20 protein-coding genes are annotated in these 25,693 nt (G+C 67.7%); 9 read left to right on the top strand and 11 right to left on the bottom strand.

Going from position 1 to position 25,693, the window contains the following annotated elements:
- Positions 1 to 57 precede the first annotated feature (57 nt).
- From dxs to FOB47_RS20390, 3 genes are all read right to left on the bottom strand, one after another.
- A complete protein-coding gene (gene dxs, locus FOB47_RS20380; protein ID WP_174781951.1) occupies positions 58 to 1,995 on the bottom strand; it encodes a 1-deoxy-D-xylulose-5-phosphate synthase in 1,938 nt (645 codons plus the stop codon).
- 71 nt (positions 1,996 to 2,066) lie between these two features.
- On the bottom strand, positions 2,067 to 2,951 hold the full coding sequence (locus FOB47_RS20385) for a polyprenyl synthetase family protein (RefSeq protein WP_053822236.1): 885 nt from the start codon (positions 2,949 to 2,951) through the stop codon (positions 2,067 to 2,069).
- Entirely contained in the window at positions 2,948 to 3,232 is a 285-nt protein-coding gene (locus FOB47_RS20390; RefSeq protein ID WP_053822237.1) for an exodeoxyribonuclease VII small subunit, read from the bottom strand. Before FOB47_RS20390 ends, FOB47_RS20385 begins: the two co-directional genes overlap by 4 nt.
- A 337-nt stretch (positions 3,233 to 3,569) precedes the next feature.
- Here FOB47_RS20390 and FOB47_RS20395 point away from each other — a divergent pair, with 337 nt between their 5' ends.
- From FOB47_RS20395 to FOB47_RS20405, 3 genes are all read left to right on the top strand, one after another.
- Positions 3,570 to 4,673 (top strand): aromatic ring-hydroxylating oxygenase subunit alpha, encoded by a 1,104-nt coding sequence (locus tag FOB47_RS20395; RefSeq protein WP_053822238.1) that lies wholly within the window; start codon positions 3,570 to 3,572, stop codon positions 4,671 to 4,673.
- 275 nt (positions 4,674 to 4,948) lie between these two features.
- On the top strand, positions 4,949 to 5,869 hold the full coding sequence (locus FOB47_RS20400) for a DMT family transporter (RefSeq protein ID WP_174781952.1): 921 nt from the start codon (positions 4,949 to 4,951) through the stop codon (positions 5,867 to 5,869).
- Between the two features lie 183 nt (positions 5,870 to 6,052).
- Positions 6,053 to 6,931: a sulfurtransferase gene (locus FOB47_RS20405; RefSeq protein ID WP_174781953.1), complete on the top strand. Its 879-nt coding sequence runs from the start codon at positions 6,053 to 6,055 to the stop codon at positions 6,929 to 6,931.
- A 64-nt stretch (positions 6,932 to 6,995) separates the two neighbouring features.
- Here the strand turns inward: FOB47_RS20405 and FOB47_RS20410 are convergent, their stop codons facing one another.
- From FOB47_RS20410 to polA, 6 genes are all read right to left on the bottom strand, one after another.
- Positions 6,996 to 7,841 carry a ZIP family metal transporter gene (locus tag FOB47_RS20410; protein ID WP_151022622.1) on the bottom strand — a complete coding sequence of 282 codons (846 nt, stop codon included), beginning with the start codon at positions 7,839 to 7,841 and terminating at the stop codon, positions 6,996 to 6,998.
- A 213-nt stretch (positions 7,842 to 8,054) separates the two neighbouring features.
- A complete protein-coding gene (locus FOB47_RS20415; RefSeq protein WP_244959345.1) occupies positions 8,055 to 8,468 on the bottom strand; it encodes a hypothetical protein in 414 nt (137 codons plus the stop codon).
- Positions 8,452 to 9,009 carry a nucleotidyltransferase domain-containing protein gene (locus FOB47_RS20420; protein WP_244959346.1) on the bottom strand — a complete coding sequence of 186 codons (558 nt, stop codon included), beginning with the start codon at positions 9,007 to 9,009 and terminating at the stop codon, positions 8,452 to 8,454. Before FOB47_RS20420 ends, FOB47_RS20415 begins: the two co-directional genes overlap by 17 nt.
- Positions 9,010 to 9,114: 105 nt before the next feature.
- The gene (locus FOB47_RS20425) at positions 9,115 to 9,990 is read right to left on the bottom strand and encodes a dienelactone hydrolase family protein (RefSeq protein WP_174781955.1); all 876 of its coding nucleotides are present in this window, start codon (positions 9,988 to 9,990) and stop codon (positions 9,115 to 9,117) included.
- 217 nt (positions 9,991 to 10,207) lie between these two features.
- A complete protein-coding gene (locus tag FOB47_RS20430) occupies positions 10,208 to 11,536 on the bottom strand; it encodes an NAD(P)/FAD-dependent oxidoreductase (RefSeq protein WP_053822242.1) in 1,329 nt (442 codons plus the stop codon).
- Positions 11,537 to 11,663: 127 nt separating this feature from the next.
- Positions 11,664 to 14,477: a DNA polymerase I gene (gene polA / locus FOB47_RS20435; protein WP_174781956.1), complete on the bottom strand. Its 2,814-nt coding sequence runs from the start codon at positions 14,475 to 14,477 to the stop codon at positions 11,664 to 11,666.
- Positions 14,478 to 14,481: 4 nt separating this feature from the next.
- Here polA and FOB47_RS20440 point away from each other — a divergent pair, with 4 nt between their 5' ends.
- From FOB47_RS20440 to FOB47_RS20455, 4 genes are all read left to right on the top strand, one after another.
- Positions 14,482 to 15,450, top strand: a complete 969-nt coding sequence (locus FOB47_RS20440; protein ID WP_151022577.1) for an LOG family protein — start codon at positions 14,482 to 14,484, stop codon at positions 15,448 to 15,450.
- Between the two features lie 178 nt (positions 15,451 to 15,628).
- Positions 15,629 to 16,069 carry a hypothetical protein gene (locus tag FOB47_RS20445; RefSeq protein ID WP_390884864.1) on the top strand — a complete coding sequence of 147 codons (441 nt, stop codon included), beginning with the start codon at positions 15,629 to 15,631 and terminating at the stop codon, positions 16,067 to 16,069.
- A gap of 179 nt (positions 16,070 to 16,248) precedes the next feature.
- The gene (locus tag FOB47_RS20450; protein ID WP_174781958.1) at positions 16,249 to 17,232 is read left to right on the top strand and encodes a homoserine kinase; all 984 of its coding nucleotides are present in this window, start codon (positions 16,249 to 16,251) and stop codon (positions 17,230 to 17,232) included.
- 67 nt (positions 17,233 to 17,299) lie between these two features.
- The gene (locus FOB47_RS20455; RefSeq protein ID WP_053823160.1) at positions 17,300 to 18,091 is read left to right on the top strand and encodes a BPSS1780 family membrane protein; all 792 of its coding nucleotides are present in this window, start codon (positions 17,300 to 17,302) and stop codon (positions 18,089 to 18,091) included.
- Positions 18,092 to 18,175: 84 nt separating this feature from the next.
- Here the strand turns inward: FOB47_RS20455 and FOB47_RS20460 are convergent, their stop codons facing one another.
- The gene (locus FOB47_RS20460; protein ID WP_174781959.1) at positions 18,176 to 20,536 is read right to left on the bottom strand and encodes a UvrD-helicase domain-containing protein; all 2,361 of its coding nucleotides are present in this window, start codon (positions 20,534 to 20,536) and stop codon (positions 18,176 to 18,178) included.
- Between the two features lie 100 nt (positions 20,537 to 20,636).
- Positions 20,637 to 21,335 carry a TetR/AcrR family transcriptional regulator gene (locus tag FOB47_RS20465; protein WP_174781960.1) on the bottom strand — a complete coding sequence of 233 codons (699 nt, stop codon included), beginning with the start codon at positions 21,333 to 21,335 and terminating at the stop codon, positions 20,637 to 20,639.
- Positions 21,336 to 21,704: 369 nt separating this feature from the next.
- On the opposite strand from FOB47_RS20465, the gene FOB47_RS20470 reads away from it, so the two are divergent.
- Both FOB47_RS20470 and galU read left to right on the top strand, forming a co-directional pair.
- Positions 21,705 to 24,572, top strand: a complete 2,868-nt coding sequence (locus tag FOB47_RS20470) for a valine--tRNA ligase (protein WP_174781961.1) — start codon at positions 21,705 to 21,707, stop codon at positions 24,570 to 24,572.
- A 146-nt stretch (positions 24,573 to 24,718) separates the two neighbouring features.
- Positions 24,719 to 25,588: a UTP--glucose-1-phosphate uridylyltransferase GalU gene (galU, locus tag FOB47_RS20475; RefSeq protein ID WP_006578933.1), complete on the top strand. Its 870-nt coding sequence runs from the start codon at positions 24,719 to 24,721 to the stop codon at positions 25,586 to 25,588.
- Positions 25,589 to 25,693 lie beyond the last annotated feature (105 nt).

Consider the following 25,693-nt stretch of genomic DNA (forward strand, 5'->3'; position numbering starts at 1 on the left):
GTGATGCCGCCCGCACCGGGCTTGCAGCCGCCGGTGCGGGGGCGTGCGGACGACCGCTCAGGCGGCCTTGGTCGCCGCCGCGGATGCGGTGGAAGCGGCTGCGGCGGCGGGCGCCGTCAGGCCGAATCGCTCGCGCACCGAGCGTTCGATGCCGGCCGCATCGAGGCCGCATTGCGACAGCAGGAAGGCGGGATCGCCGTGGTCGATGAAGTGGTCGGGCAGACCCAGCTGCAGCACCGGGATCTCGATGCCGGCCGCGGCCAGCGCCTCGAGCACCGCGCTGCCGGCGCCGCCCATCACCACGCCCTCCTCCACCGTGACCAGGTAGTCGTGCTCGCGCGCCAGCGTCTTGACCAGCTCCACGTCGAGCGGCTTGACGAAGCGCATGTTGGCCACCGCGGCGTCGAGCCTGTCGGCCGCCCCCAGCGCGGGATGCAGCATCGAGCCGAAAGCCAGCACGGCGACCCGCTGGCCGGCGCGCGCGCCGCAGCTGCGCCGCATCTCGCCCTTGCCGACCGGCAGCGTCTCCAGCGAGGCCGCCGTGGCCACGCCCGGGCCGGCGCCGCGCGGATAGCGCACCGCGGTCGGGCAGTCCTGCGCGAAGGCCGTGCTCAGCAGCTGGCGGCACTCGTTCTCGTCCGCCGGCGTCATCACCATCATGTTGGGGATGCAGCGCAGGTAGGCAATATCGTAGGCACCCGCGTGCGTCGCGCCATCGGCGCCGACCAGTCCTGCGCGGTCCAGTGCGAACACCACCGGCAGGTTCTGCAGCGCGACGTCGTGGATCAGCTGGTCGTAACCGCGCTGCAGGAACGTCGAGTAGATCGCGACCACGGGCTTCAGGCCCTCGCACGCCATGCCGCCGGCGAAGGTCACCGCATGCTGCTCGGCGATGCCCACGTCGTAGTAGCGGTCCGGGAAACGCTGCTCGAATTCGACCAGCCCCGAGCCTTCGCGCATCGCCGGCGTGATGCCGATCAGCCGCGGATCGGCCGCGGCCTGGTCGCACAGCCATTCGCCGAATACCTGCGTATACGTCTTGCGCGCCGGCTTGGTGGCCGGGCGGATGCCCTCGGCCGGATTGAACTTGCCCGGGCCGTGATAGAGGATCGGATCGGCCTCGGCCAGCTTGTAGCCCTGGCCCTTCTTGGTGACGACATGCAGGAATTGCGGGCCGGCGCCCTCGAGCGCGCGGCGCCGGATGTTCTGCAGCGTCGGCACCAGCGAATCGAGATCGTGGCCGTCGATCGGCCCGATGTAGTTGAAGCCGAACTCCTCGAACAGCGTCGCCGGCACCACCATGCCCTTGGCATGTTCCTCGAAGCGCTTGGCGAATTCGAGCACCGGCGGCGCGACCGACAGCACGCGCTCGATGCCCTTCTTGGTTGCCGCATAGAACTGGCCGCTGAGCAGGCGCGCCAGATGCCGGTTCAGCGCGCCGACCGGCGGCGAGATCGACATGTCGTTGTCGTTCAGCACCACCACCAGCGGCAGGTCCTTGTAGACGCCGGCGTTGTTCATCGCCTCGAACGCCATGCCGGCGGTCATCGCGCCGTCGCCGATCACCGCGATCGACACGCGCTGCTCGCCCAGCGTGCGGGCGCCCAGCGCCATGCCGAGCGCGGCCGAGATCGAGGTCGACGAGTGCGCGGTGCCGAAGGTGTCGTACTCGCTCTCGCTGCGGCGGGGAAAGCCCGAGATGCCGTTCCACTGGCGCAGCGTGTTCATGCGCTCGCGCCGCCCGGTCAGGATCTTGTGCGGATAGCTTTGATGGCCGACGTCCCACACCAGCCGGTCCACCGGCGTGTCGAACACATAGTGCAGCGCGATCGTCAGCTCGACCGTGCCGAGATTCGACGACAGGTGGCCGCCGGTCTGCGAGACCGACTCCAGCACGAAGGCGCGCAGTTCGTCGGCCAGCGTGGTCAGCTGGCGGCGGTCGAGCTTGCGCAGGTCCGCGGGGTCGTCGATGGTATTGAGCAATGCGTAAGTCATGGTATCCGTCCTGCCGCCGGATTCTCCCGTCCGGCTCGTCGTTTTACGGCGATCGGTCGCGCGGCGCGCCGTCAATGCGTGCGCAGCACGATCAGGTCGGCCAGGTCCGCCAGCCTTGCCGCGCGGTCGCCGAATTCGGCCAGCGCCTTGCGGGCGTCGTCGCGCAGCCGGGCGGCCAGCTCGCGGGCCGGTTCCAGGCCCAGCAGCGACACATAGGTCGGCTTGTGCTGCTCGGCGTCCTTGCCGGCGGTCTTGCCCAGTGTGGCGGTATCGGCGGTAACGTCCAGAATATCGTCTACCACCTGGAACGCCAAACCGATCGCGGCGGCGTAGCGGTCCAGCGCCGCCAGTCCTGCCTCGTCGATGCGGCCGCACAGCGCGCCCATGCGGATGCTGGCGCGCAGCAATGCGCCGGTCTTCATCCGATGCATCGTCTCGAGCTGATCCAGCGACATCGGCTGGCCGACATGCTGCAGATCGATGGCCTGGCCGCCGGCCATGCCGGCCGAACCCGAGGCGCGCGCCAGCTCGCCGACCAGCCGCAGCCGCGCCGCGGGCTCGAGCGTATCGGTCTCGGCCAGCACGATGAACGCCTGGGTTTGCAGCGCATCGCCGACCAGCAGCGCGGTGGCCTCGTCATAGGCCTTGTGCACGGTCGGCCGGCCACGGCGCAGGTCGTCGTCGTCCATGCAGGGCATGTCGTCGTGCACCAGCGAATAGGCGTGAATCATCTCGACGGCGCAGGCCGCCGCATCGCAGGCGCTCGGGTCGGCGCCGCCGACCTCGCCGGCCGCATGGACCAGCAGCGGGCGCACCCGCTTGCCGCCGCCCATCGCCGCGTAGCGCATCGCCTCGTGCAGGCGCGCCGGCAGCCGCTCCGCCGCCGGCAACGCGGCCGCCAGCGCCGCCTCGGTACGGGCGGCGCGGTCCTGCATCCACTGCGCGAAGGCGGTCATTCGGTGTCTGCCTGGCTGGCCGGGTCGGCCAGGGGCTTGAGCGCATCGCCCTCCAGCACCTTGACCTGCTGCTCGATGCGTTCGAGCATCTGCTGGCAATACTTGACCAGTTCGGCACCGCGCCGGTAGGCCGCCAGCGATTCCTCGAGCGGCAGCGCCCCGCTTTCCATGCTGGTGACCAGCGCTTCGAGCTCGGCCATGGCGGCCTCGTACGAGGCCGGCGGCGCGCTGGCAGGAAGCTGGTCGCCGTCGCCGGCCGGCACGGTGGTTGTCTTTGGCATATGGGGTTTCGATTCAGAAACCGCGATTTTACGGCAAATCGCCCGGCCCAAGCCCGAACCGATGGAGGGGTCGGCGCGGCGGGGTCGGCACACCGGGCCGCACTCGCTCCGCATGAGGATAAAACGCCACTTTATAGCCGACCAATGTTTGCGGTCGCGCCAAAAAGGCAAAAAAATCAGACCCTTATCCCCCGGCTGGGGTACAATCCCCGGTTCGTCAGCGGAAACCGGGGCACCATGCCCGCGGGCCACGGTCTGACCGTCTTTCCCATATCGATTTCAATTTCGATGGTTGGGTTGTTCACTGCTTTCGCCTGTTTATTAGGGAGTGGGGATAATGTCCAATCTCAGCACCGCGCTGAAGCTTGCGCCGGCTGATACACAGCTGCCCGTCCGTGCGTACTTCGACGAGGCCTTGCATCAACAGGAACTGGATCTGCTGTTCAAGAAGGGCCCCGCCTATGTCGGCCATGAGCTGATGGTGCCCGAAGTCGGCGACTACCATACGCTCGCCGCCGAGGAAGAGGGCCGCATGCTGGTGCGCAACCCGGAGGGCATCGAACTGATGTCCAACGTCTGCCGCCACCGTCAGGCCATCATGCTGAACGGCCGCGGCAACGCCTCCAATATCGTCTGCCCGCTGCACCGCTGGACCTACGATCTGAAGGGCGAGCTGCTCGGCGCCCCGCATTTCGCCCAGCAGCCCTGCCTGCACCTGAAACGTTCGCCGCTGCAGAACTGGAACGGCCTGCTGTTCGAGGGCGAGCGCGACGTGCGCGCCGATCTCGCGCGCCTGGGCGTCTCGCAGGACCTGAACTTCGACGGCTACATGCTGGACCACGTCGAGGTACACGACTGCGACTACAACTGGAAGACCTTCATCGAGGTCTACCTCGAGGACTACCACGTCGTGCCGTTCCACCCGGGCCTGGGCAGCTTCGTGTCCTGCGACGACCTGAAGTGGGAGTTCGGCGAACAGTACAGCGTGCAGACCGTGGGCCTGCACGCCGGCCTGAAGCGGCCCGGCAGCGCGACCTACCAGAAGTGGCACGACGCCGTGCTGCGCTTCAACAACGGCGAGCTGCCCAAGCATGGCGCGATCTGGCTGACCTACTACCCGAACGTGATGGTCGAGTGGTACCCGAACGTGCTGGTCATCTCGACGCTGCACCCGATGGGCCCGCGCAAGACCCGCAACGTCGTGGAGTTCTACTACCCCGAGGAAATCGTGCTGTTCGAGCGCGAGTTCGTCGAGGCCGAGCGGGCCGCCTATATGGAGACCTGCATCGAGGACGACGAGATCGCCGAGCGCATGGACGCCGGCCGGCTGGCGCTGATGAAGCGCGGCGAGAACGAGGTCGGCCCGTACCAGTCGCCGATGGAAGACGGCATGCAGCACTTCCACGAGTGGTATCGGCGCGCGATGGGGTCGGTGGCCTGAACGACCGGCGGGCTGTCCTGACGCCGTGCCTGAATGAAGACGGACCGCCACGGCGGTCCGTTTTTCATTGCGCCGCCCGGGCGCCACCGCTTCGCACGCCGCCTTGCAAGCTGTTGGGCGATGACCGCCCATCGGGCTTTGGTGCATTGCATCAGCACTGCTACAATCGGCTCGCCAAGCGGCTGTCACCTCACTTGCCGCCCGGCACGCTGCCGCGCCCGACTGGCGCGGCGCCGCGGATACCGACTTCCCCGCCGTTCTCGCCTTCCCTCGCCATGCAATCGCTCTGGATGCTGTTCGCCGCCTTCTCGTTCTCGTTGATGGGGGTGGGCGTCAAGCTGGCTTCCGAGATGTACACCACCGGCGAGATCGTGTTCTACCGCAGCCTGATCAGCATGCTGATCATCTGGGCGATCCTCGCCTCCGGCGGCACCTCGGTGCGTACGCCGCATATGACCACACATATCAAGCGCAGCCTGTTCGGCGTGACCGCGCTGATGCTGTGGTTCGCGTCGATCAGCCTGCTGCCGCTGGCCACGGCGATGACGCTGAACTACATGTCGCCGGTCTGGATCGCGCTGATCGTCGGCGCCGGCGCCGCGCTGGCCGGCACCGCGGGCGGCGCGGACCGCAAGCTGATCGGCGCGATCGTGATGTCGTTCGCCGGCGTCATCTGCCTGCTGCAGCCGTCGGTCGGCAAGGATCAGCTGACCGGCGGCCTGGTCGGACTGATCTCGGGCATGTTCACCGCGCTGGCCTATGTCGAGGTCAGGCAGCTGGGCCAGCTGGGCGAGCCCGAGGGCCGCATCGTGTTCTATTTCTCGCTGGTCGGCACGCTGGCCGGAGTGGTCTGGATGATGTTCTCGGGCGTCAGCAGCCATACCTGGCAAGGCGCCGGCCTGCTGCTGGGCATCGGCATCCTGGCCACCCTCGGCCAGACCGCGATGACGCGCGCCTACAAGCGCGGCAACACGCTGCTGACCGCCAATCTGCAATACGCCGGCATCGTGTTCTCGAGCCTGTGGGGCATGATCATCTGGAACGATGCGCTGAACTGGCTGTCGTGGCTGGGCATGGGCCTGATCATCGCCAGCGGCATCGCCACCACGCTGACCCGCGCGCGCGAAAGCACCAGCCAGCCGACGGCGGCGACGCCGGTCAAGTCGGCCGAAGCGGAGGTCCACCCCGAGGTGTAGGCCCCCGGACCCTGGAACTCCCCTCTCCCGCAAGCGGGAAAGGGGGAACACCAGGCCGGCACCAGCGGCACGGCGCGCCGCCAGAACCCGCCCCGCGTCAGCCTCGCTCCGATGGCGGCAGGCGCCACTTTCGGCGATCATCGGGATTCCTCGACGATCCGTCGCCACTAGACAGGTTTTACGATGCCCCAAGCCGTTTGGACCACGCTGATCTCGTGCCCCGACCTGCATGCGCTGCGCCAGGACACGGGCCGGCACAGCGTGCTGATCGATTGCTCCTTCGACCTGGCAGATCCGGCCGCCGGCCGCGCGGCCTACCATCAGAGCCATCTGCCCGGCGCCTTCTACCTGCATCTGGACAACGAGCTGTCGGGCGAGAAGACCGGCCGCAACGGCCGTCATCCGCTGCCCGATCCCGACGCGCTGACCGCGCGCCTGCGCGCGCTCGGCGTCAACGACGACAGCCAGGTGGTGGTCTACGACGCGCAGGGCGGCATGTATGCGGCCCGTGCCTGGTGGCTGCTGCGCTGGATCGGCCACGAAGCGGTGGCCGTGCTCGACGGCGGCAAGCAGGCGTGGATCGCCGCCGGCCTGCCGCTGGAGAGCGGCACCACGCCGGAGCCCGAAGCCCATGCCGGCGGCAACCTGACCCGGCGCCCTTCGCTGGTCGGCACCGTCGACGCGGATACGCTGATGGCCAATCTGCAGTCGCCGTCGCGGCTGGTCGTCGATGCCCGCGCGCCGGATCGCTTCCGCGGTGAGAACGAAACGCTGGACCCGGTCGGCGGCCATATTCCCGGCGCGGTCAACCGCTGCTTCAAGGACAATCTGCAGCCCGACGGCCGCTTCAAGCCTGCCGAGGCGCTGCGCGGCGAATTCGGCGGCGTGCTGGGTGCGACCCCGGCCGAGCGCGCGGTGATGCAGTGCGGCTCCGGTGTCACCGCCTGCCACAACCTGCTGGCGCTGGAAGTCGCGGGACTCTCGGGCGCGGCGCTTTATCCCGGCTCGTGGAGCGAGTGGTGCGCCGATCCGGCGCGGCCGGTCGCGACCGGGGACCGGTAGACCGCAGGCGGCAGGCCGCCGCTGGCGCAATCAGCCGCCCGCGTGGCGCGGCGGCCGGTTCCACTCAATGGTCGGCGTGCGCATGCGCATGGCCGGCCCCGCCATGGCCGGCCTCGCCGTGGCCGTGGTGATCGTGGACGCCGTCGGTCACCCAGACGATCGCCGCGATGCCGGCGGCCACCAGCACCACCTGCACGATCGACTCGCGCCAGCGCGGCTTGCGCTGCATCTGCGGCATCAGGTCGCTGACCGCGATATAGAGGAAGCTGCTGGCGGCGATCACCAGCACATACGGTACCCAGCCGCTCATCTCGTCGAGCAGGAAGTACCCCACCAGACCGCCGGCCACCGCGGCCAGGCTCGACAGCAGATTGAAGGCAAACGCGCGCGCCTTCGAGAATCCGGCGTTGAGCAGCACGATGAAGTCGCCGACTTCCTGCGGGATCTCGTGCGCGGCGATCGCCAGCGCGGTGACGATGCCGATCTTGGGATCGGCCAGGAACGCCGCGGCGATCACGATGCCGTCGGCGAAATTATGGAAGGTGTCGCCGACCAGGATCGTCAGGCCGCTGCGGCCGGCCTCCTCGCGATCATGCCCGTGATGGTGATGATGGCCGTCGCCCTCGTGGTGGTGCGAATGGCGCAGCAGCGAGATCTTCTCCAGCAGGAAGAAGCCGAGCAGGCCCGCCAGCAGCGTGCCGAACAGCGCGCGCGGGTCGGCGCCCGAGGCGAACGCCTCCGGCAGCGAGTGCAGCAAGGCGGTGGCCAGCAGCACGCCGACCGAAAAACTGACCATGCGCTCCACCGCGCGCGACGCCGCGGTCAGCGACAGCAAGGCGGCACCGAGAATGCTGCCCACGCCGGAAATCGTGGTGGCCAGCAGGATCAAGACGAGCGTGGAAAAGATGATGGGCTCCCGGAGGGTTCGCCCCTGCCTGTGTCGTCGCCGGCCACGCGGCCAGGCCGCATCGGTCCGTATAAACGCAACACTGTTGCAAGAGGCGCAAAGCCCGCATTGTACGGAGGTCGGGGAATTTTGCAATGGGCCTGCGGCATGCTGGCAGTTCGTCGCCTCGCTATTGCTGTGCACCCCCCGCTGTGCCGGTCAAGCGCTGGGCCGCTTTCAAGTATTTGATTTGTCGAGTATCGACAGCAGGGCTGTTGCCTGACTCGCCGAAATGGGAGGAAAGGGAGAGGTATAGCTGGTGCCATTGCGCCGCATGTGGGCGTTGACCACGAAAGCGAATTCAGCGTTGGTCATTCCCAGGTCCGCACAGACGCGCTGAATCGCCATATTGCGACCGGCATCGCGAATCCGTACCTCGTGGAATTCCAGCACTGCCTGGACTACCTGGAAAAACCCTTCGTATGCGATGGAAAAGACCGGCATGGGCGCTTCGTCGGCATCCAGTTGCCGGCCGGCAGCCAAATAAGCACGTGCATTGGCCAAATAGGCCTCGAGCGCGCCCGGCGTTCGCGGTTGTTCGGCAAAGCAGTTGAGACGAATCAGATTTTGATATTCATGTGGCCGGGACATCAGGGAGCACCCTCACGATCGAACCGGCGGCAATTCGCGCAACGACGGGGTCCTTGCTCACGAGATCCGCCCATTCGGCAGGAGAGTACGCATTCAGATGTACAGGGCGACCAAGTTCCACCTCGATTTTCAGCATTGCGTCCATTAGCGCCATCATCGGCGCCGTCCCAATCACCATCAGATCGATATCGCTGCGATGGCTGTCCTCTTGCCGCGCTACGGAGCCAAAGAGGAAGGCTTCCGCGATTTCGCCGGCCAATGGCCGCAAGGCAGCCCGTATCGGTTCGACCAGGCCAAACGACTTGCTGCAGATGCTCTGCAGCTCGGGATAGAGCGCAAACGCGGTATTGGCGCGAATGACCCGTTGGTTGCCGCGTCTTGGCTGCTCCGACAGCACGCCGGCATCGATCAGCCGCTGGACGTGGCGCTGGCTGTTGCCGCGCCCTCCTCCGGCATGCTCGATCAGTTCACTGAGTGTGAAAGTGCGTGTCGGCTCGCCGTACACACGTGCCAACACGCGCTGAACCGCGGGTACGAACATGAAATCGGCCAGTCCCACTATATCCCCAATTTAGGTACGATCGTACCCATTATAGGGATTCGCGAGCGAAGCGTCGCGCCGAAGGCGAGATGCCTGGCCTATGCGCTACGCCACCCCATGCTCCTTGAACCAGGCCAGGCACTTCTGCCATCCGTCCTTCGCGTCTGCCTCGCGATAGCTGGGCCGGTAGTCGGCATGGAAGGCGTGGCCGGACTCGGAGTAGACGATGAATTTCGAGGCCTTGGCGGCCGGATTGCTGGCCGCGGCCAGCGCCGTCTTCATCTTGTGGACGGCTTCGAGCGGGATGCCGGTGTCCTTGCCGCCGTACAGGCCAAGCACAGGCGCCTTCAGCTGCGCGGCGATATCGAGCGGATGGCGGGGCTGCAGCGGCGTGGTGTCGCCGCCGAGCCGGCCGTACCAGGCGACGCCCGCCTTCAGCTGCGTGCTGTGCGCGGCGTAGAGCCAGACGATGCGTCCGCCCCAGCAGAAGCCGGTGATGCCGAGCTTGCCGACATTGCCGCCATTGGCGCCGGCCCATGCGACCGCCGCATCGAGGTCGCCCAGCACCTCGCTGTCCGGCGTCTTCGCGATGATCTCGCGTTGCAGTTCCTGGATCGTGCCGAAGCTGGTCGGATCGCCCTGGCGCGCGAACAGCTCCGGCGCGATCGCCAGATAGCCCTGCTTGGCCAGGCGCCGGCAGGTGTCGGCGATGTACTCGTGCACGCCGAAGATCTCGCTGATCACCAGCACCACCGGCAGATCGCGCTTGCCTTGCGGCATCGCGCGGTAGATCGGCATCTTGAAGTCGCCGGACGGGATCGTGACTTCGCCCGCCGTCAGCCCTTCGAAATCGGTCTTGATCGCCTGCGCGGTGACCGGCAGCGCGGCGGCGGCGAAGGCAGAGCCGAGGGCGGTCTTGACGAAGCTGCGCCGGTCGAACGTCTGGCCGGGTACGAGGCTTTCCACTTCGGGCTTGAGCATGCGGGTCTCCTGATGTTGGCGAACGGGCGGACGCTGCGCCAGCGGACGAGCCGGAGCATCAGGAAGGCGATTCTAAGCAAACATGGTGTCCAACGCACGCTGCAGGGCGGCGGCCCGCGGGAGCCGCGCCGTCGACTCGCTGTGCCTTGTCGCGCCTTCTCGCGCCTTGTCGCCCTGCCGCACCCCGCCGCACCTTGGCCACGCGGCGGCGAATCGCTCAGTGCAGCTTCACGCGCGGATGGGTCTTGCTGCGCAGCCAGTGGGCCACCGTATCGAGCGCCATGCGCACGGCGCCATGCAGCGCCATCACATGCATCCGATACAGCGAGGTGTACATCAGCCGCGCCATCAGTCCCTCGATGAACATCGAGCCGCCGATCAGCCCGCCCATCAGATTGCCGACCGCGGTAAAGCGGCCCAGCGACACCAGCGAGCCGAGATCCTTGAACTGGAATTCGGGCAATGGCCGTCCTTCCAGCCGCGCGCGCAGCGCGTCGTACAGGAAGCTGGCCTGCTGGTGCGCGGCCTGCGCGCGCGGCGGCACCGTGGTCTGCTTGGCGGGCCACGGGCAGCTGGCGCAATCGCCGAACGCAAAGATGTCCGGGTCGCCCTCGCTCTGCAGCGTCTGCTTGACGACGATCTGGCCCTGCCGGCTCAACGGCAGGTCGAGCGTCTTCAGCACCGGCGGCGCCGTGATGCCCGCCGCCCAGACCGTCAGCTCGGCGGGGATCCGCTTGCCGCTGGCCGTCAGTACCGCATCGGGCGCGATCTCGGTGACACGCTCGCCGACCAGCATGCGCACGTCCAGCTTGCCCAGCAGCTCGGCGGTTTCCTTCGACACCCGCTCGGAGAGCGCCGGCAGGATGCGCGGGCCGCCCTCGATCAGCGTGATATGGATGTCGCGGCGCGGGTCCAGGCGATGCAGCCCGTAGGCGTTCAGCACCTGCGCGGTATTGCGCAGCTCGGCGGACAGCTCGACGCCGGTCGCGCCGGCGCCGACGATCACGACATCGACGTCGGGGCGTCCATCGCCATCGTCGTCGTCCCGCGCCAGCCCGTTCTGGGCCCGCACGCAGGCGGAAATCAGCCGGCGGCGGAAGCGCTCCGCCTGCTCGACGGTATCGAGCGCGATCGCATGCTCGGCCGCGCCCGGCGTGCCGAAGAAATGCGTGATCGATCCGATGGCCAGCACCAGCGTGTCATACGGAATCTCGCGCGCGGGCAGCAATTCGATGCCGTCCTGATCGACGCAGGCGGCCACCGAGATGGTCTTGCGCGCGCGATCCAGGCCCGTCAGTTCGCCCTGCTGGAACTCGAAATGGTGCCAGAGCGCCTGCGCGGCATATTCGAGCTGGTGGGTGTTCTGATCCATGCTGCCGGCGGCGACCTCGTGCAGCAGCGGCTTCCAGATGTGCGTGGGCGAACGGTCCACCAGCGTGACATGCGCGGCGCCGCGCTTGCCCAGCTTGTCGCCGAGACGCGTTACCAGTTCCAGCCCACCTGCTCCACCGCCGACTACGACAATCCGATGCGCGCTTGTTTGCATGTTCTATCCGTTCTGGATGGTCGGACCGCCGGCTCGCCGGCGGGTACTGCCGCTTGCATTCTTCTGCGTCAGTTTGCTGCAATGCAGCAAACTTGGCAAGACGGGGCCGGGGTGAGGCCCCTTTCGCTCAGTGCGCTTCTTCCCAGTTCGCGCCGACACCGGTCTCGGCGACCAGCGGCACGCGCAGCTCGGCCACGCCGCACATCAGTTCCGGCAGGCGCGTGCGCACCAGCTCCAGTTCGGCGGTCGGCACCTCCAGCACCAGTTCGTCGTGCACCTGCATGATCTGCCGCGTGCCGAGCGACTCGCGTTCGATCCAGTCCTGCACCGCGATCATCGACAGCTTAATCAGATCGGCCGCGGTGCCCTGCATCGGCGCATTGATCGCCGCGCGCTCGGCCGCCTGGCGGCGCGGGCCGTTGCCGCCATTGATGTCCGGCAGCCAGAGCCGGCGGCCGAACACGGTCTCGACATAGCCCTGCTCGCGCGCGGTCTGGCGCGTTTCTTCCATGTAGCGCGCGACGCCGGGATAGCGCATGAAATAGCGGTCGATATAGTGCTTGGCCGCCTCCCGTTCGATGCCCAGATTGCTGGCCAGGCCGAACGCGCTCATGCCGTAGATCAGGCCGAAGTTGATGACCTTGGCATAGCGGCGTTGCTCGCTGCTGACCGCATCGGCCGCCACGCCGAAGATCTCGGCCGCGGTCGCGCGGTGGATGTCGTCGCCGCGCGCAAAGGCGCCGAGCAGGTTCTCGTCGCCCGAGATATGGGCCATGATCCGCAGCTCGATCTGCGAATAGTCGGCCGACACGATCGCATGGTCCGGCGACGCGATGAAGGCCTCGCGAATGCGCCGGCCTTCTTCGGTGCGCACCGGGATGTTCTGCAGGTTCGGCTCGGTCGACGCCAGCCGGCCCGTCACCGCGGTGGCCTGGCCGTAGCTGGTATGCACGCGGCCGGTGGCCGGGTTGACCATGCGCGGCAGCTTGTCGGTGTAGGTCGACTTCAGCTTGGACAGCGCCCGATAGTCGAGCAGCAGCCGCGGCAGCGGATAGTCCTCGGCCAGCTTCTGCAGCACCTCTTCGTCGGTCGACGGTGCGCCGCTGCTGGTCTTCTTGACGACCGGCAGCTGCATCCGCCCGAACAGGATCTCGCCGATCTGCTTGGGCGAGCCCAGATTGAACGGCTGGCCGGCGGCCTCGTAGGCGCGCTGCTCCAGTTCCATCATGCGCTGACCCAATTCGGCGCTCTGCGCGGCCAGGCGCGGCGCATCGATCAGCACGCCATTGCGCTCGATCTTCTGCAGCACCACCGACACCGGCATCTCGATGCGCTCGTAGACGAAGCGCAGGCCGCCTGCCGCCTCCAGCTGCGGGTACATCTTGCGATGCAGGCGCAGCGTCACGTCGGCGTCCTCGGCCGCGTACTCGGTCGCGCGCGCCAGATCGATCTGATCGAAGCACAGCTGGTTGACGCCCTTGCCGCAGACCTCCTCGTAGGTCAGCGTCTTCAGGTTCAGCAGCCGTTCGGCGAGACTGTCCATGCCGTGATTGCGGTGCGAGGCCAGCACGTAGCTCTGCAGCATCGTGTCATGGCGAATGCCCCGCAGCGCGATGCCGTGGTTGGCAAACACATGGACGTCGTACTTCAGATGCTGGCCGACCTTGTAGCGCGCCGGATCTTCCAGCCACGCGCGCAGCCGCGCCAGCACGAGCTCGCGCGGCAGCTGGCCGCGGCCTTCCATGCCGGCGACATCGGGGCCCTGGTGCGCAACCGGGATATAGCAGGCGATGCCGGGCTCGACCGACAGCGAGATGCCGACCAGCTGCGCCTGCATCGGATCGATCGACGTGGTCTCGGTATCGATGCAGGTCAGCTCGGCGCGTTCGATGCGGCGCGCCCATTCCTCGAGCGCCGATTCGGTGACCACGGTCTCGTAGCGGATCTCGGCTGGCGGCGCTTCGGCCGGCGCCGCGTCGCCCGCTGCCGCGCCGGGCCCATCGAACAGGCTGCCCTGGCCCGCACCGTTGCGCGAGGCCGCGGCGGCGGCCTGCGCGCGCGCGTCGGGCAGCTTTTCGCCGGTCAGCTCGCGCAGCCACGTCTTGAAGCCGTAGCGCGAGAAGAACGCAACCAGCTTCTCCTTGTCCTCGCCCATGTCGCGCAGCGCATGGAAATCGGGGATCGGCTCGGACAGGTCGCAGTCGATCTTCACCGTCACCAGCTCGCGCGCACGCGGCAGCCACTCGAGCGTATTGCGCAGGTTCTCGCCGACCACGCCCTTGATCTTGTCCGCGTTGGCGATGATGCCGTCGAGCGTGCCGTATTCGGTCAGCCATTTGACCGCGGTCTTCGGGCCGACCTTGGGCACGCCCGGCACGTTGTCGACCGCATCGCCGATCAGCGACAGATAGTCGACGATGCGCTCGGGCGGCACGCCGAACTTGGCCAGCACGCCGGCAGGATCGAGGATTTCGCCGCTCATCGTATTGACCAGCGTGACGCTGTCGTTCACCAGCTGCGCCAGGTCCTTGTCGCCGGTCGACACCACGGTGCGGATGCCTTCGGCGGTGGCCTGGCAGGCCAGCGAGCCGATCACGTCGTCGGCCTCGACACCATCGACGACGACGATCGGCCAGCCCAGCGCGCGCACTGCCTCGTGGATCGGCTCGATCTGCCTGGCGAGATCGTCGGGCATCGAGGGGCGATGTTCCTTGTATGCGGGGTACAGCGCATCGCGGAAGGTCTTGCCCTTGGCGTCGAACACGCAGGCGCTATACTCTGCCGGGTAATCGTTGCGCAGCTTGCGCAGCATGTTGATCATGCCGTAGATGGCCCCCGTGGGCAGGCCTTCGCCGTTGCGCAGATCCGGCAGCGCGTGATAAGCGCGATACAGATAGCTCGACCCATCGACGAGCAGCAGTGTTTTAGGACTATCCGACATTCCCATGGACTCGAAATTGACTGGTGCCGCGGCAAGCGGTGATTCCACCGCCCCCGACCACGCCAACGGCGTGGCCGGCAGCCGCAGCAACCCCGTGACCGCGGCGGTCCGTGCCAACGAAGGCAAGATCACCACGGCTGCGGATATGGATGTGAACGTTACCGTCGGCCCCGCCGACGATGGCCCGGGCGATACCGCCTCGCCCGCCGATGCACCGGCGTCCGCCAAGGCGGCGCGGTCCAACCCGCGCAAGATGATTCCCAGCCTGCGTGCGCTGGCCGACGAAGACCGCGCGACCGCCAAGAAGGCGCGCGCCTCGTGGCAAATGTTCACGATTATGGCAGAGTTCATCGAGGCGACCGAGTACCTGTCCGAAGTCCGGCCGGCCGTCTCGATCTACGGCAGCGCGCGGCTGCGCGAGGATTCGCCGTACTACCAGCAGACCATCGACATCGCCCGGCTGTTCTCCGACGCGGGCTTCGCCGTGATCTCCGGCGGCGGCCCCGGCATCATGGAGGCGGCCAACAAGGGCGCGCACGCGGGCAAGTCGGCGAGCGTCGGCCTCAATATCGAGCTGCCGCACGAACAGCAGGGCAATCCGTACCAGGACATCGCCATGCGCTTCCGCCATTTCTTCACGCGCAAGGTGACCTTCGTCAAGAACTCGGACGCCTTCATCGTGATGCCGGGCGGCTTCGGCACGCTCGACGAACTGGCCGAGGTGCTGACGCTGGTGCAGACCGGCAAGTCGCGCGCGGTACCGGTGGTGATGGTCGGCAGCCGCTTCTGGAAGGGCCTGCTCGACTGGTTCCGCTTCACGCTGCTGCCGATGGGCCTGATCGCCGAGCACGACCTCGATCTGATGCAGATCGTCGACGAGCCGCACGAGGTGCTGGAAGCCGTCTACGACTACTACGAGCGCCGCGGCGGCGATACGCCGATCCCGCCGAAGGAAGAGATGTTCTACCTGTGAGTGGCGCCGGCGGGCCGCCGCCCGCTCGTTCCGAGTGCCCGAACCGCCTCGCCACGGGCCCGCGGGCGGCAGGAATTGCTAGAATGCAAGCCTGATGCCCGAGTCGCGCCCGGTCCCGCCGCGCGCGGCGCCCATTCGGATGCGCCGGCACGCCGCGCGCATCGCACAGGAGCCCGAGATGACCTCCCATTCCTTTCCGGCCGCCAGCGCGGACGAGCCGGAGCCCCTGCCCGGGGTTGCGCGACGCGGCCTGACGCTGGCCGCGACGGTGCTCGCGCTGATCGCCGCGCCGGCCGCGCTGGCACAGCAGTCCGCACAGCAGGCCGCCGACGACAACGGCGCGCTGACCCAGCAGGAACTGAACGAGATCAACAACCAGCCCATCGCGCCGTCGGCGAAGACCCAGCTCAATCATCCGCGCGAGCCGAGCTTCCAGCTGAACGAGGCCGATGGCACGCAGGTGCGCGAATACCGCGACCGCCGCGGCCAGCAGGTCGATATCGAAGTGAGGTCCGGCGCGGGCACGCAGTACCAGATGAGCCGTCCCGAGGACAGCTCGCCGCGCATCCGCGAACGGGAAGTCAATCGCGTGCCTTCGGTGCGCGTGCTGCAGTTCTGAGCCTGCCGCGGACGGGGCAGCCCCGCCCGCGCGCGCCATCCGACGTTTCACCGCTCCCGGCCCGGGGGTTCGCTTCCGGGCCGCGCCGGACGCCGCTGCCCGCGGCGCCACGGCATGCCGCGGGCCCTGCCCGCCGGCGCCATCCGGCTTTACATCCGGTTCCAACCAGACAAGACAGTATGGCTGTATTCACCACGGTCTCGCACGACGAGATCGCGCAATGGCTGCTCGACTACGACCTCGGTTCGCTGCGCGCGCTGCGCGGCATTCCCTCGGGCATCGAGAACAGCAATTTCTTCGTGACGATGGAGCGGGACGGCCAGACGCGCGACTACGTGCTGACCATCTTCGAGCGCCTGCATTTCGAACAGCTGCCGTATTACCTGCACCTGATGGCGCATCTGGCCGAGCGCGGCATCCGCGTGCCGGCGCCGATGCCGGGCAAGGACGGCGAGATCCTGCGCACGCTCAAGGGCAAGCCCGCCACCATCGTCACGCGGCTGCCGGGCAGCTCGCAGCTGTCGCCGAACGCGCAGCAATGCGCCGAGGTCGGCGACATGCTGGCGCGCATGCACCTGGCAGGCCGGGGCTATCCGCGCCAGCAGCCGAACCTGCGCAGCCTCGCGTGGTGGCGCGAGACCGAGGGCGAGATCCTGCCCTTCCTGGACGACAGCCAGCGCGCGCTGCTGCAGGACGAGCTCGCGTTCCAGAGCGCGTTCTTCGGCGGCGCCGACTATGCCGCACTGCCGGGCGGCCCCTGCCACTGCGACCTGTTCCGCGACAACGTGCTGTTCGAGGATGCCGGCAACGGCCAGTCGAGGCTGGGCGGCTTCTTCGATTTCTACTTCGCCGGCGACGACAAATGGCTGTTCGATCTGGCCGTGACCGTCAACGACTGGTGCATCGACCTGGCCAGCGGCGAACTGGATGCGCCGCGCGCGACGGCGCTGCTGCGGGCTTATCATGCGGTCAGACCGCTGGACGCGGTCGAAGCCGCGCACTGGCAGCACATGCTGCGCGCCGGCGCGCTGCGCTTCTGGGTCTCGCGGCTGTGGGACTACCATCTGCCGCGCGAGGCCGACATGCTGCAGCCGCACGACCCGACCCACTTCGAACGCATCCTGCGCCGGCGCATCGCCGCCACCGCGCTTCCCTGGACCTGACGGGCGCCGCCGCCGGCAGCCCCGCTTGTCGCACCTGATCGCCGCACTGATTCGGACCCGATTCGTCATGCAACTACTGGAAGTCCCCGCCAAGGAAGGCTACGTCTGGTTCCGCCAGGGTCTGTGGCTGTTCCGCAAGAACCCGCTGACCTTCCTGATGCTGCTGTTCATTTATCTGATCGCCGCGCAGATCGCGATCTTCATTCCGCTGATCGGCATCGTCGCGCTGCTGGTGCTGACGCCGGGCCTGTCGGTCGGCATCATGACCGCGTGCCGCGAGGTGATCCAGAACCGCAAGGTGATGCCCACCGTGCTGCTGGCCGGCTTTCGCAGCAACGGCAAGCAGGCCGCGCGCCATCTGCTGATCCTGGGCGGCATCTATGCGGGGCTGGTGTTCGTGCTCAGCCTGATCGCCGGCACGCTGGTCGACATGCGCGCGCTGCTGCCGGTGCTGCTCAAGGAAGAGCCGCCGACCGAGGAGGCGATCCGCCAGCTGTATTACGCGCTGCTGATCGGCGCGGCGCTGTACACGCCGATCGCGATGTTGTTCTGGTTCGCGCCGCTGCTGGCCGCCTGGCACAACGTGCCGCCGGTCAAGGCGCTGTTCTTCAGCTGGACCGCCTGCTGGCGCAACCGCGGAGCCTTCTTCACCTATGCGCTGCTGTTCGCGCTGCTGCTGGTGGCGGTCCCCTTCTTCCTCGAAGCGATCTTCAGCGCCTTCGGCGCCGAAGGCGTGCTTTCCTTCCTGGTCACGCCCTATTCGCTGCTGATGCTGGCGATCCTGTACTGCTCGTTCTACGCGACCTATCGCGGCTGCTTCAACATCGCGCCGCCGAACGGGGACACGCCGGCGGCCTGACACCCTGGGTCGCCTCCCCTCTCCCGCGCGGGAGAGGGGCCGGAAGAAAGGGGGGGCAAGCCCGCGCTCGCCCCCCCTCCACGCTCAATCGATCGCGTCCAGCTTCGCCACCGACAGCGCCAGCCATTTGGCGCCGTGGCGCTTGAACTCGATATTGGCGCGCGCGTCGGCGCCCTCGCCTTCCAGCGCCTTGATCACGCCCTCGCCGAACTTGTTGTGGAAGACCTGCTGGCCGATGCGCCAGCCCGATTCGGCCTGCCGCTTCTGGTCGGCGTAGCCGTTGCCGGTATCCATGCCGCCGGTCGCGCGGCTGCCGGTATAGGGCACGTCCTCGGCCCGCTTGTACCAGTCGCGCCCCCACGCGCTTTCGGATGACTGGCGCCGCTGCGCGCCGTAGCTCTGCGCCGGCGGCGTCAACCACTTCAGCGCGCCCTCGGGCAGCTCGTCGAAGAAGCGCGAACGGATGTGGTAGCGCACCTGCCCATGCAGCACGCGGCTCTGCGCGAACGACAGGTACAGCCGCTCGCGCGCCCGCGTGATCGCCACATACATCAGCCGGCGCTCTTCCTCGAGGCCATCGGCGTCGAGCATGCTGTTCTCGTGCGGGAACAGCCCTTCCTCCAGGCCGGTGATGAACACCACATTGAATTCGAGCCCCTTGGCCGCGTGCACGGTCATCATCTGCACCGCGTCCTGCCCGGCCTGGGCCTGGTTGTCGCCGGCCTCCAGCGACGCGTGGGTCAGGAAGGCGACCAGCGGCGTCATCACCTCGGGCAGCGCCTCGGGGTCCAGCACCTGCTGCTCCTGGTCGCCCTCGGCCAGCGCGGGCAGCGGACGATCGAGGCTCTGCCGGCGGCTGACCGGGATCGCACTGGCCGGCGCGTCGAGGCCGTAGCCCTCCTCGACCACGAAGGCCTGCGCCGCGGTCACCAGTTCGCGCAGGTTCTCGATGCGGTCCTGGCCTTCCTTCTCGGCCTGGTAATGCGTGATCAGCCCGCTGGTATTGATCACGTATTCGACCGTCTCGGCCAGCGTCATCTGCCGGGTCTCGAAGCGCATCTGGTCGATCAGCCGCACGAACGACGCCAGCTTGCCGCCGGCCGCGCCGTCGACATAGGCGACCGCCTCCGACAGCGCGCAGTTGTACTGCCGCGCGGCGTCCTGCAGCGACTCGATCGAACGCGCGCCGATGCCGCGGGCGGGGAAGTTGACCACGCGGGCGAAGGCGGCGTCGTTGCGCGGATTCTCCAGCAGCTGCAGATAGGCCAGCGCGTGCTTGACCTCGGCCCGTTCGAAGAAGCGCAGCCCGCCATAGACGCGGTACGGAATGCCGGAGGAGAACAGCGCGTGCTCGATCACCCGCGACTGCGCGTTGCTGCGATACAGGATCGCGATTTCCGCGCGGCTGGCCCCCTGCGCGATCTGGTCGCGGATCTCCTCGACCAGCCAGCTGGCCTCCTGCCCGTCGGTGCCGGCCTGGAACACCCGCACCGGCTCGCCGTGGCCCGCGTCGGTGCGCAGGTTCTTGCCGAGCCGGCGCGCGTTGTGGGCAATCAGGTGGTTGGCCGAGTCCAGGATATGGCCGTGCGAGCGGTAGTTCTGCTCCAGCTTGATCAGATGGCGCACGCGGAATTCATGCTCGAAGTCGCGCATGTTGCCGACATTGGCGCCGCGGAACGCGTAGATGCTCTGGTCGTCGTCGCCGACCGCGAACACCGCCGCCGCATTGCCGGTGCCGAAGCCCGCCAGCAGCTTGAGCCACTGGTACTGCAGCACGTTGGTGTCCTGGAACTCGTCGACCAGCACATGGCGGAAGCGGTGCTGATAGTGCTGGCGGATCGCGTCGTTGTAGCGCAGCAGCTCGTAGCAGCGCAGCAGCAGCTCGGCGAAATCGACCACGCCCTCGCGCTGGCACTGCTCGTCGTAGGCCGCATACAGATCGACGAAACGGCGGTTGAAGTCGTCGTTGGCCTCGACGTCGGCCGCGCGCAGGCCCTGCTCCTTCGCGCTGTTGATGAAGTACTGCAGGTTCTTGGCCGGGTACTTCTCGTCGTCTACGTTCAGCGACTTCAGCAGGCGCTTGAGCGCGGACAGCTGGTCCTGGCTGTCGAGGATCGAGAAGGTCTGCGGCAGGCCGGCATCGCGGAAATGCGCGCGCAGCATGCGGTTGCACAGCCCGTGGAAGGTGCCGATCCACATGCCGCGCGTATTGATCGGCAGCATCGACGACAGCCGCGTCTGCATCTCCTTGGCGGCCTTGTTGGTGAAGGTCACCGCGAGGATGCCCGCCGGCGACACCCGGCCGTTCTGGATCAGCCACGCGATCCGCGTGGTCAGCACCCGCGTCTTGCCGCTGCCCGCGCCCGCCAGGATCAGCGCCGGTTCGTCCGGCAGCGTGACGGCGGCAAGTTGTTCGGCGTTCAGATTGGCAAGCAGGTCGGACATCGGGAGGGGCCTTGAGGAATCGGGCCATTATAACGGCGCGCCCCTCTCCGGCCCCCGCCACCGCTGCCCGTCGCGCCGGGCCGCGGCCCTGCCCCGCGCCCTATGGCACCGCCGCGCCGTCGCGCCCGCGCGGCTCGAAGCACGGCGCCAGGCAGGCCTTCAGCAGGCGCCGGGCCTCGGCGTGGATGCGCTCGCGCACGGCCTCGTCCTCGCCCTCGCCCAGATCCATCAGCGCGGTCAGCACCTCGATGGCGCAACGCGCGGTCAGCCGCGCGTCGTCCTCGGCGACCTGCTGGTTCTGCATCAGCCAGCGCGCCAGCAGTTCGGCGACCTCGCGGCTGGTGGCATCGTGGATGCGGCGCAGCTCCGGCGACGACTGCATCGCCCGGCGCAGCGCGATGCTGCCCGGCTGGCGGCTGCGCGCGCTGCGCACCTGGTCGAACACCGCATCGACCACCGCGCGCCAGTCCCCCACCGTCCCCGCCGACGGCAGCACCGACAGCGAATCGGCCGCGCGTTGGCGCATCTGGTGCTCGAACAGCGCGTTGATGACCGACAGCTTGTTCGGAAAGTACTTGTACAGCGTGGCGATATTGATGCCCGCGCGGCTGGCGATCAGATTGGTGGTGATCCGCTCGACGCCGACTTCGTCCAGCAGCGACGCGGTGGTATCGAGAATGCGTTCGAAGGTGACCCGGCCGCGCGCCCGCACCGGAGCCCGGCGCAGGCGCAGCAGCAGCGGCGCCAGGCTGTGGCCGGCGGCGCCTCCCTGATTGTGTTCGTTTTCGTTCTGGCTCATGTCCACGACCCGGCCGTCGGCCGACTGCACCGCCGGGCCCGCCCGCGCCCCGGCAACCCGCCCGGACCGCCATGCGGCGTCCCCTGCCCGAGCCCCCAACGCAGACGATAGGGCCCGCGGCGTGCCGCGACCGTGCTCTAGCGAACGCATCGGCGGTGTCGAAGCGGCGATACTGCGGTTCGTCCTGCGGTGGATATGAGGCGGCGCGCGGCGGGCAGGCGCGCCCCGCATGGGCATTTTGGGCGTCACCGAGCGGGCTCCCCTATAATTTAGGGCTTGTCTCCCTTTGGCCGCGCCCGCCAGGCGCGCACCAGACCGCGAGAGCCGCACCGGCTCGCTCGGCCTTCACGCATCGATCGACATCCCAGCATGACCGCCCAAGACCAGTCCCTAGCCAAGAGCTTCGAACCCGCCGCCATCGAGGCCAAATGGGGCCCCGAGTGGGAAAAACGGGGCATCGCCAAGCCCACCCTCGACCCGGACCGGCCCGATTTCGCCATCCAGCTGCCGCCGCCCAACGTCACCGGCACGCTGCACATGGGACACGCGTTCAACCAGACCATCATGGACGGCCTGGCCCGCCACGCGCGCATGCGGGGCGCCAACACGCTGTGGGTACCCGGCACCGACCACGCCGGCATCGCGACGCAGATCGTGGTCGAGCGCCAGCTCGACGCGCAAGGCGTCTCGCGGCACGACCTCGGCCGCGAGGCCTTCGTGCAGAAGGTGTGGGCCTGGAAAGAGGAATCGGGATCGACCATCACGCGGCAGGTGCGGCGCATGGGCGCGTCGATCGACTGGAGCCGCGAATATTTCACGATGGACCCGAAGATGTCGCGCGTGGTCACCGAGGTCTTCGTCCGGCTGCACGAGCAGGGGCTGATCTACCGGGGCAAGCGGCTGGTCAACTGGGACCCGGTGCTGGGCACCGCCGTATCGGACCTGGAGGTCGAGAGCGTCGAGGAGGAAGGCTCGCTCTGGCATATCCGCTATCCGCTGGTCGAGCCCGACACGCGCACCGGCCTGAACCATCTGACGGTGGCCACCACGCGTCCGGAAACGATGCTGGGCGACGTCGCGCTGATGGTCCATCCCGAGGACGAGCGCTACGCGCACCTGATCGGCAAGATGGCGAAGCTGCCGCTGACCGATCGCGAGATCCCGGTGATCGCCGACGACTACGTCGACCGCGAATTCGGTACCGGCGTGGTCAAGGTCACGCCGGGTCATGACTTCAACGACTATGCGGTCGGCCTGCGCCACAACCTGCCGCAGATCTCGGTGCTGACGCTGGACGCGAAGATCGCCGACAACGCGCCGGCGCAGTACGTGGGCCTGGACCGCTACGAGGCGCGCCGCCGCATCGTCGCCGACCTCGACGCGCAGGGCCTGCTGGTCGAGGTCAAGAAGCACAGGCTGATGACGCCCAGGAGCGAGCGCACCGGCAGCGTGATCGAGCCGATGCTGACCGACCAGTGGTTCGTCGCGATGAGCAAGCCGGCGCCCGAGGGCACCTTCTACCCCGGCCGCTCGATCGCCGAGGTCGCGCTCGATGCCGTGCAGAGCGGCGAGATCCGGCTGATCCCCGAAAACTGGGTCAGTACCTACAACCAGTGGCTGGCCAATATCCAGGACTGGTGCATCTCGCGCCAGCTGTGGTGGGGCCACCAGATCCCGGCCTGGTACGACGAAGCCGGCAACTGCTACGTCGCGCGCACCGAAGAGGAAGCGCGCGCGCAGGCGCGGGCGGCCGGCTTCGAAGGAACGCTGCGCCGCGACGAGGACGTGCTGGACACCTGGTTCTCGTCGGCGCTGGTGCCGTTCTCCTCGCTGGGCTGGCCCGAGCAGACGCCCGAGCTGCAGCACTTCCTGCCGTCGTCGGTGCTGGTCACTGGCTACGACATCATCTTCTTCTGGGTCGCGCGCATGGTCATGATGACCAAGCACTTCACCGGCCAGGTCCCGTTCAAGGACGTGTACGTGCACGGCCTGGTGCGCGACTTCGAAGGCAAGAAGATGAGCAAGTCCGAGGGCAACACGCTCGATCCGGTCGACCTGATCGACGGCATCGAGCTGCCCGAACTGCTGAAGAAGCGCACCACCGGCCTGCGCCGGCCCAAGGATGCGCCGAAGATCGAAGCCAAGACGAAGAAGGAATTCCCCAACGGCATTCCGGCCTTCGGCGCCGACGCGCTGCGCTTCACCTTCGCCTCGCTGGCCACGCTCGGCCGCAACATCAACTTCGACACCGGCCGCTGCGAGGGCTACCGCAACTTCTGCAACAAGCTGTGGAACGCGACCCGCTTCGTGCTGATGAACACCGAGGGGCACGACTGCGGCATGGGGCCGTGCAACCAGGACTGCGGCCCGGACGGCTATCTCGACTTCTCGCAGGCCGACCGCTGGATCGTGTCGCTGCTGCAGCGGGTCGAGGCCGAGGTCGACAAGGGCTTCGCCGAATACCGCTTCGACAATATCGCCAACGCGATCTACAAGTTCGTCTGGGACGAGTATTGCGACTGGTACCTGGAGCTGGCCAAGGTGCAGATCCAGAACGGCACGCCGGCGCAGCAGCGCGCCACGCGCCGCACGCTGCTGCGCGTGCTCGAGACCGTGCTGCGTCTCGCGCATCCGATCATCCCGTTCATCACCGAAGAGCTGTGGCAGAAGGTCGGCCCGCTGGCCGGCCGCGGCAAGGGCGACGGCAGCGAGTCGATCGCGCTGCAGCCCTACCCGCTGGCGGCCGCCGCGAAGATCGACGAAACGGCCGAGGCCTGGGTCGCGCAGCTCAAGGCGATGGTCGATGCCTGCCGCAACCTGCGCGGCGAAATGAACATCTCGCCGGCGCAGCGGATCCCGCTGTACGCGCACGGCGACAACACGTTCCTGCACGCGGCGAAGGACTATATCCAGGCGCTGGCGAAACTTTCCGAGGTCCGCGTCTTCGAAGACGAGCAGACCCTGATGGCCGAAGGCGCCGGTGCCCCGGTCGCCATCGTCGGCGGCAGCCATCTGCTGCTGAAGATCGAGATCGACGTCGCCGCCGAACGCGTGCGTCTGGGCAAGGAGATCCAGCGCATCGGCGGCGAGATCGCCAAGGCCCGCGGCAAGCTGGCCAACGAGAGCTTCGTGGCCAAGGCGCCGGCCGCGGTGGTCGAACAGGAAAACCAGCGGCTGGCCGATTTCGAGCAGACGCTGGCCAAGCTGCAGGACCAGTTGCAACGGCTGCCGGCATGAGGTCGGCCGCCGGCGTCGGTGACGGCGTCGGCGGCGATCTCGATGTCGGTGTCCGGGCCGGCCTCGAGGCCGGCAGCGTGGTTCAGGGCATGCGCCTTGCTTTGACGCAAGGCTGACGACATCAAAACTGAGAAGGAGCCTCTTTTATGGAAACCCGCGTCACCAAGGCCGTATTCCCGGTAGCCGGGCTCGGCACCCGTTTCCTGCCCGCTACCAAGGCGAGCCCCAAGGAAATGCTGCCCGTGGTGGACAAGCCGCTGATCCAGTATGCGGTCGAAGAGGCGATGGCTGCCGGCATCACGGAGATGATCTTCGTGACCGGCCGCTCCAAGCGTGCGATCGAGGACCATTTCGACAAGGCCTACGAGCTCGAGGTCGAGCTGGAGGCGAAGAACAAGCAGGCGCTGCTCGAAGTCGTCCGCTCGATCAAGCCGTCGCATGTGGAATGCTTCTATGTGCGCCAGCCCGAAGCGCTCGGGCTGGGCCATGCGGTGCTGTGCGCCGAGAAGCTGGTCGGCGACACGCCGTTCGCCGTGATGCTGGCCGATGACCTGCTCGACGGCCAGCCGCCGGTGATGAAGCAGATGGTCGACCTCTACAATCATTACAACTGCTCCATCCTGGGTGTGGAAGAAATTGCACCCGAGCAGAGTAAATCTTACGGCGTGGTCGATGGCCGCGAGTGGGACGAAGGCGTGATCAAGGTCGCCGGCATCGTCGAGAAGCCGGACCCGGAAGTGGCACCGTCGAACCTGGGCGTGGTCGGCCGCTACATCCTGACCCCGCGCATCTTCGAACATATCCGCAACCTGAAGCCCGGCGCCGGCGGCGAGTTCCAGCTGACCGACGCGATCCAGTCGCTGCTGGGCCAGGAGCAGGTGCTGGCCTACCGCTACCAGGGCGTGCGCTACGACTGCGGCAGCAAGCTCGGCTATCTGAAGGCGATGGTCGAATTCGCGCTGAAGCATCCCGAAGTCCGCGACGAGTTCGGCAGCTATCTGCGCGAGCGGATCTGAACGAATCGCAAGTCAGCGTTGTCCCGGCCGCCGTGGCACAAGGGACGCGCAAGGGCGGCAGCGCATGCTGTCGCCCCACCCATGGGCCATATGGTCCAGCGGATG

This window comes from Cupriavidus gilardii, assembly GCF_013347325.1.
In the GTDB taxonomy this organism is placed as follows: domain Bacteria; phylum Pseudomonadota; class Gammaproteobacteria; order Burkholderiales; family Burkholderiaceae; genus Cupriavidus; species Cupriavidus gilardii.

Bases quoted from the DNA above. Each gene is read 5' to 3' on its own strand.
- dxs (WP_174781951.1), bottom strand. From the start codon at position 1,995: ATGACTTACGCATTGCTCAATACCATCGACGACCCCGCGGACCTGCGC.
- FOB47_RS20385 (WP_053822236.1), bottom strand. From the start codon at position 2,951: ATGACCGCCTTCGCGCAGTGGATGCAGGACCGCGCCGCCCGTACCGAG.
- FOB47_RS20390 (WP_053822237.1), bottom strand. From the start codon at position 3,232: ATGCCAAAGACAACCACCGTGCCGGCCGGCGACGGCGACCAGCTTCCT.
- FOB47_RS20395 (WP_053822238.1), top strand. From the start codon at position 3,570: ATGTCCAATCTCAGCACCGCGCTGAAGCTTGCGCCGGCTGATACACAG.
- FOB47_RS20400 (WP_174781952.1), top strand. From the start codon at position 4,949: ATGCAATCGCTCTGGATGCTGTTCGCCGCCTTCTCGTTCTCGTTGATG.
- FOB47_RS20405 (WP_174781953.1), top strand. From the start codon at position 6,053: ATGCCCCAAGCCGTTTGGACCACGCTGATCTCGTGCCCCGACCTGCAT.
- FOB47_RS20415 (WP_244959345.1), bottom strand. From the start codon at position 8,468: ATGTCCCGGCCACATGAATATCAAAATCTGATTCGTCTCAACTGCTTT.
- FOB47_RS20420 (WP_244959346.1), bottom strand. From the start codon at position 9,009: ATGTTCGTACCCGCGGTTCAGCGCGTGTTGGCACGTGTGTACGGCGAG.
- FOB47_RS20425 (WP_174781955.1), bottom strand. From the start codon at position 9,990: ATGCTCAAGCCCGAAGTGGAAAGCCTCGTACCCGGCCAGACGTTCGAC.
- FOB47_RS20430 (WP_053822242.1), bottom strand. From the start codon at position 11,536: ATGCAAACAAGCGCGCATCGGATTGTCGTAGTCGGCGGTGGAGCAGGT.
- polA (WP_174781956.1), bottom strand. From the start codon at position 14,477: ATGTCGGATAGTCCTAAAACACTGCTGCTCGTCGATGGGTCGAGCTAT.
- FOB47_RS20440 (WP_151022577.1), top strand. From the start codon at position 14,482: ATGGACTCGAAATTGACTGGTGCCGCGGCAAGCGGTGATTCCACCGCC.
- FOB47_RS20445 (WP_390884864.1), top strand. From the start codon at position 15,629: ATGACCTCCCATTCCTTTCCGGCCGCCAGCGCGGACGAGCCGGAGCCC.
- FOB47_RS20450 (WP_174781958.1), top strand. From the start codon at position 16,249: ATGGCTGTATTCACCACGGTCTCGCACGACGAGATCGCGCAATGGCTG.
- FOB47_RS20455 (WP_053823160.1), top strand. From the start codon at position 17,300: ATGCAACTACTGGAAGTCCCCGCCAAGGAAGGCTACGTCTGGTTCCGC.
- FOB47_RS20460 (WP_174781959.1), bottom strand. From the start codon at position 20,536: ATGTCCGACCTGCTTGCCAATCTGAACGCCGAACAACTTGCCGCCGTC.
- FOB47_RS20465 (WP_174781960.1), bottom strand. From the start codon at position 21,335: ATGAGCCAGAACGAAAACGAACACAATCAGGGAGGCGCCGCCGGCCAC.
- FOB47_RS20470 (WP_174781961.1), top strand. From the start codon at position 21,705: ATGACCGCCCAAGACCAGTCCCTAGCCAAGAGCTTCGAACCCGCCGCC.
- galU (WP_006578933.1), top strand. From the start codon at position 24,719: ATGGAAACCCGCGTCACCAAGGCCGTATTCCCGGTAGCCGGGCTCGGC.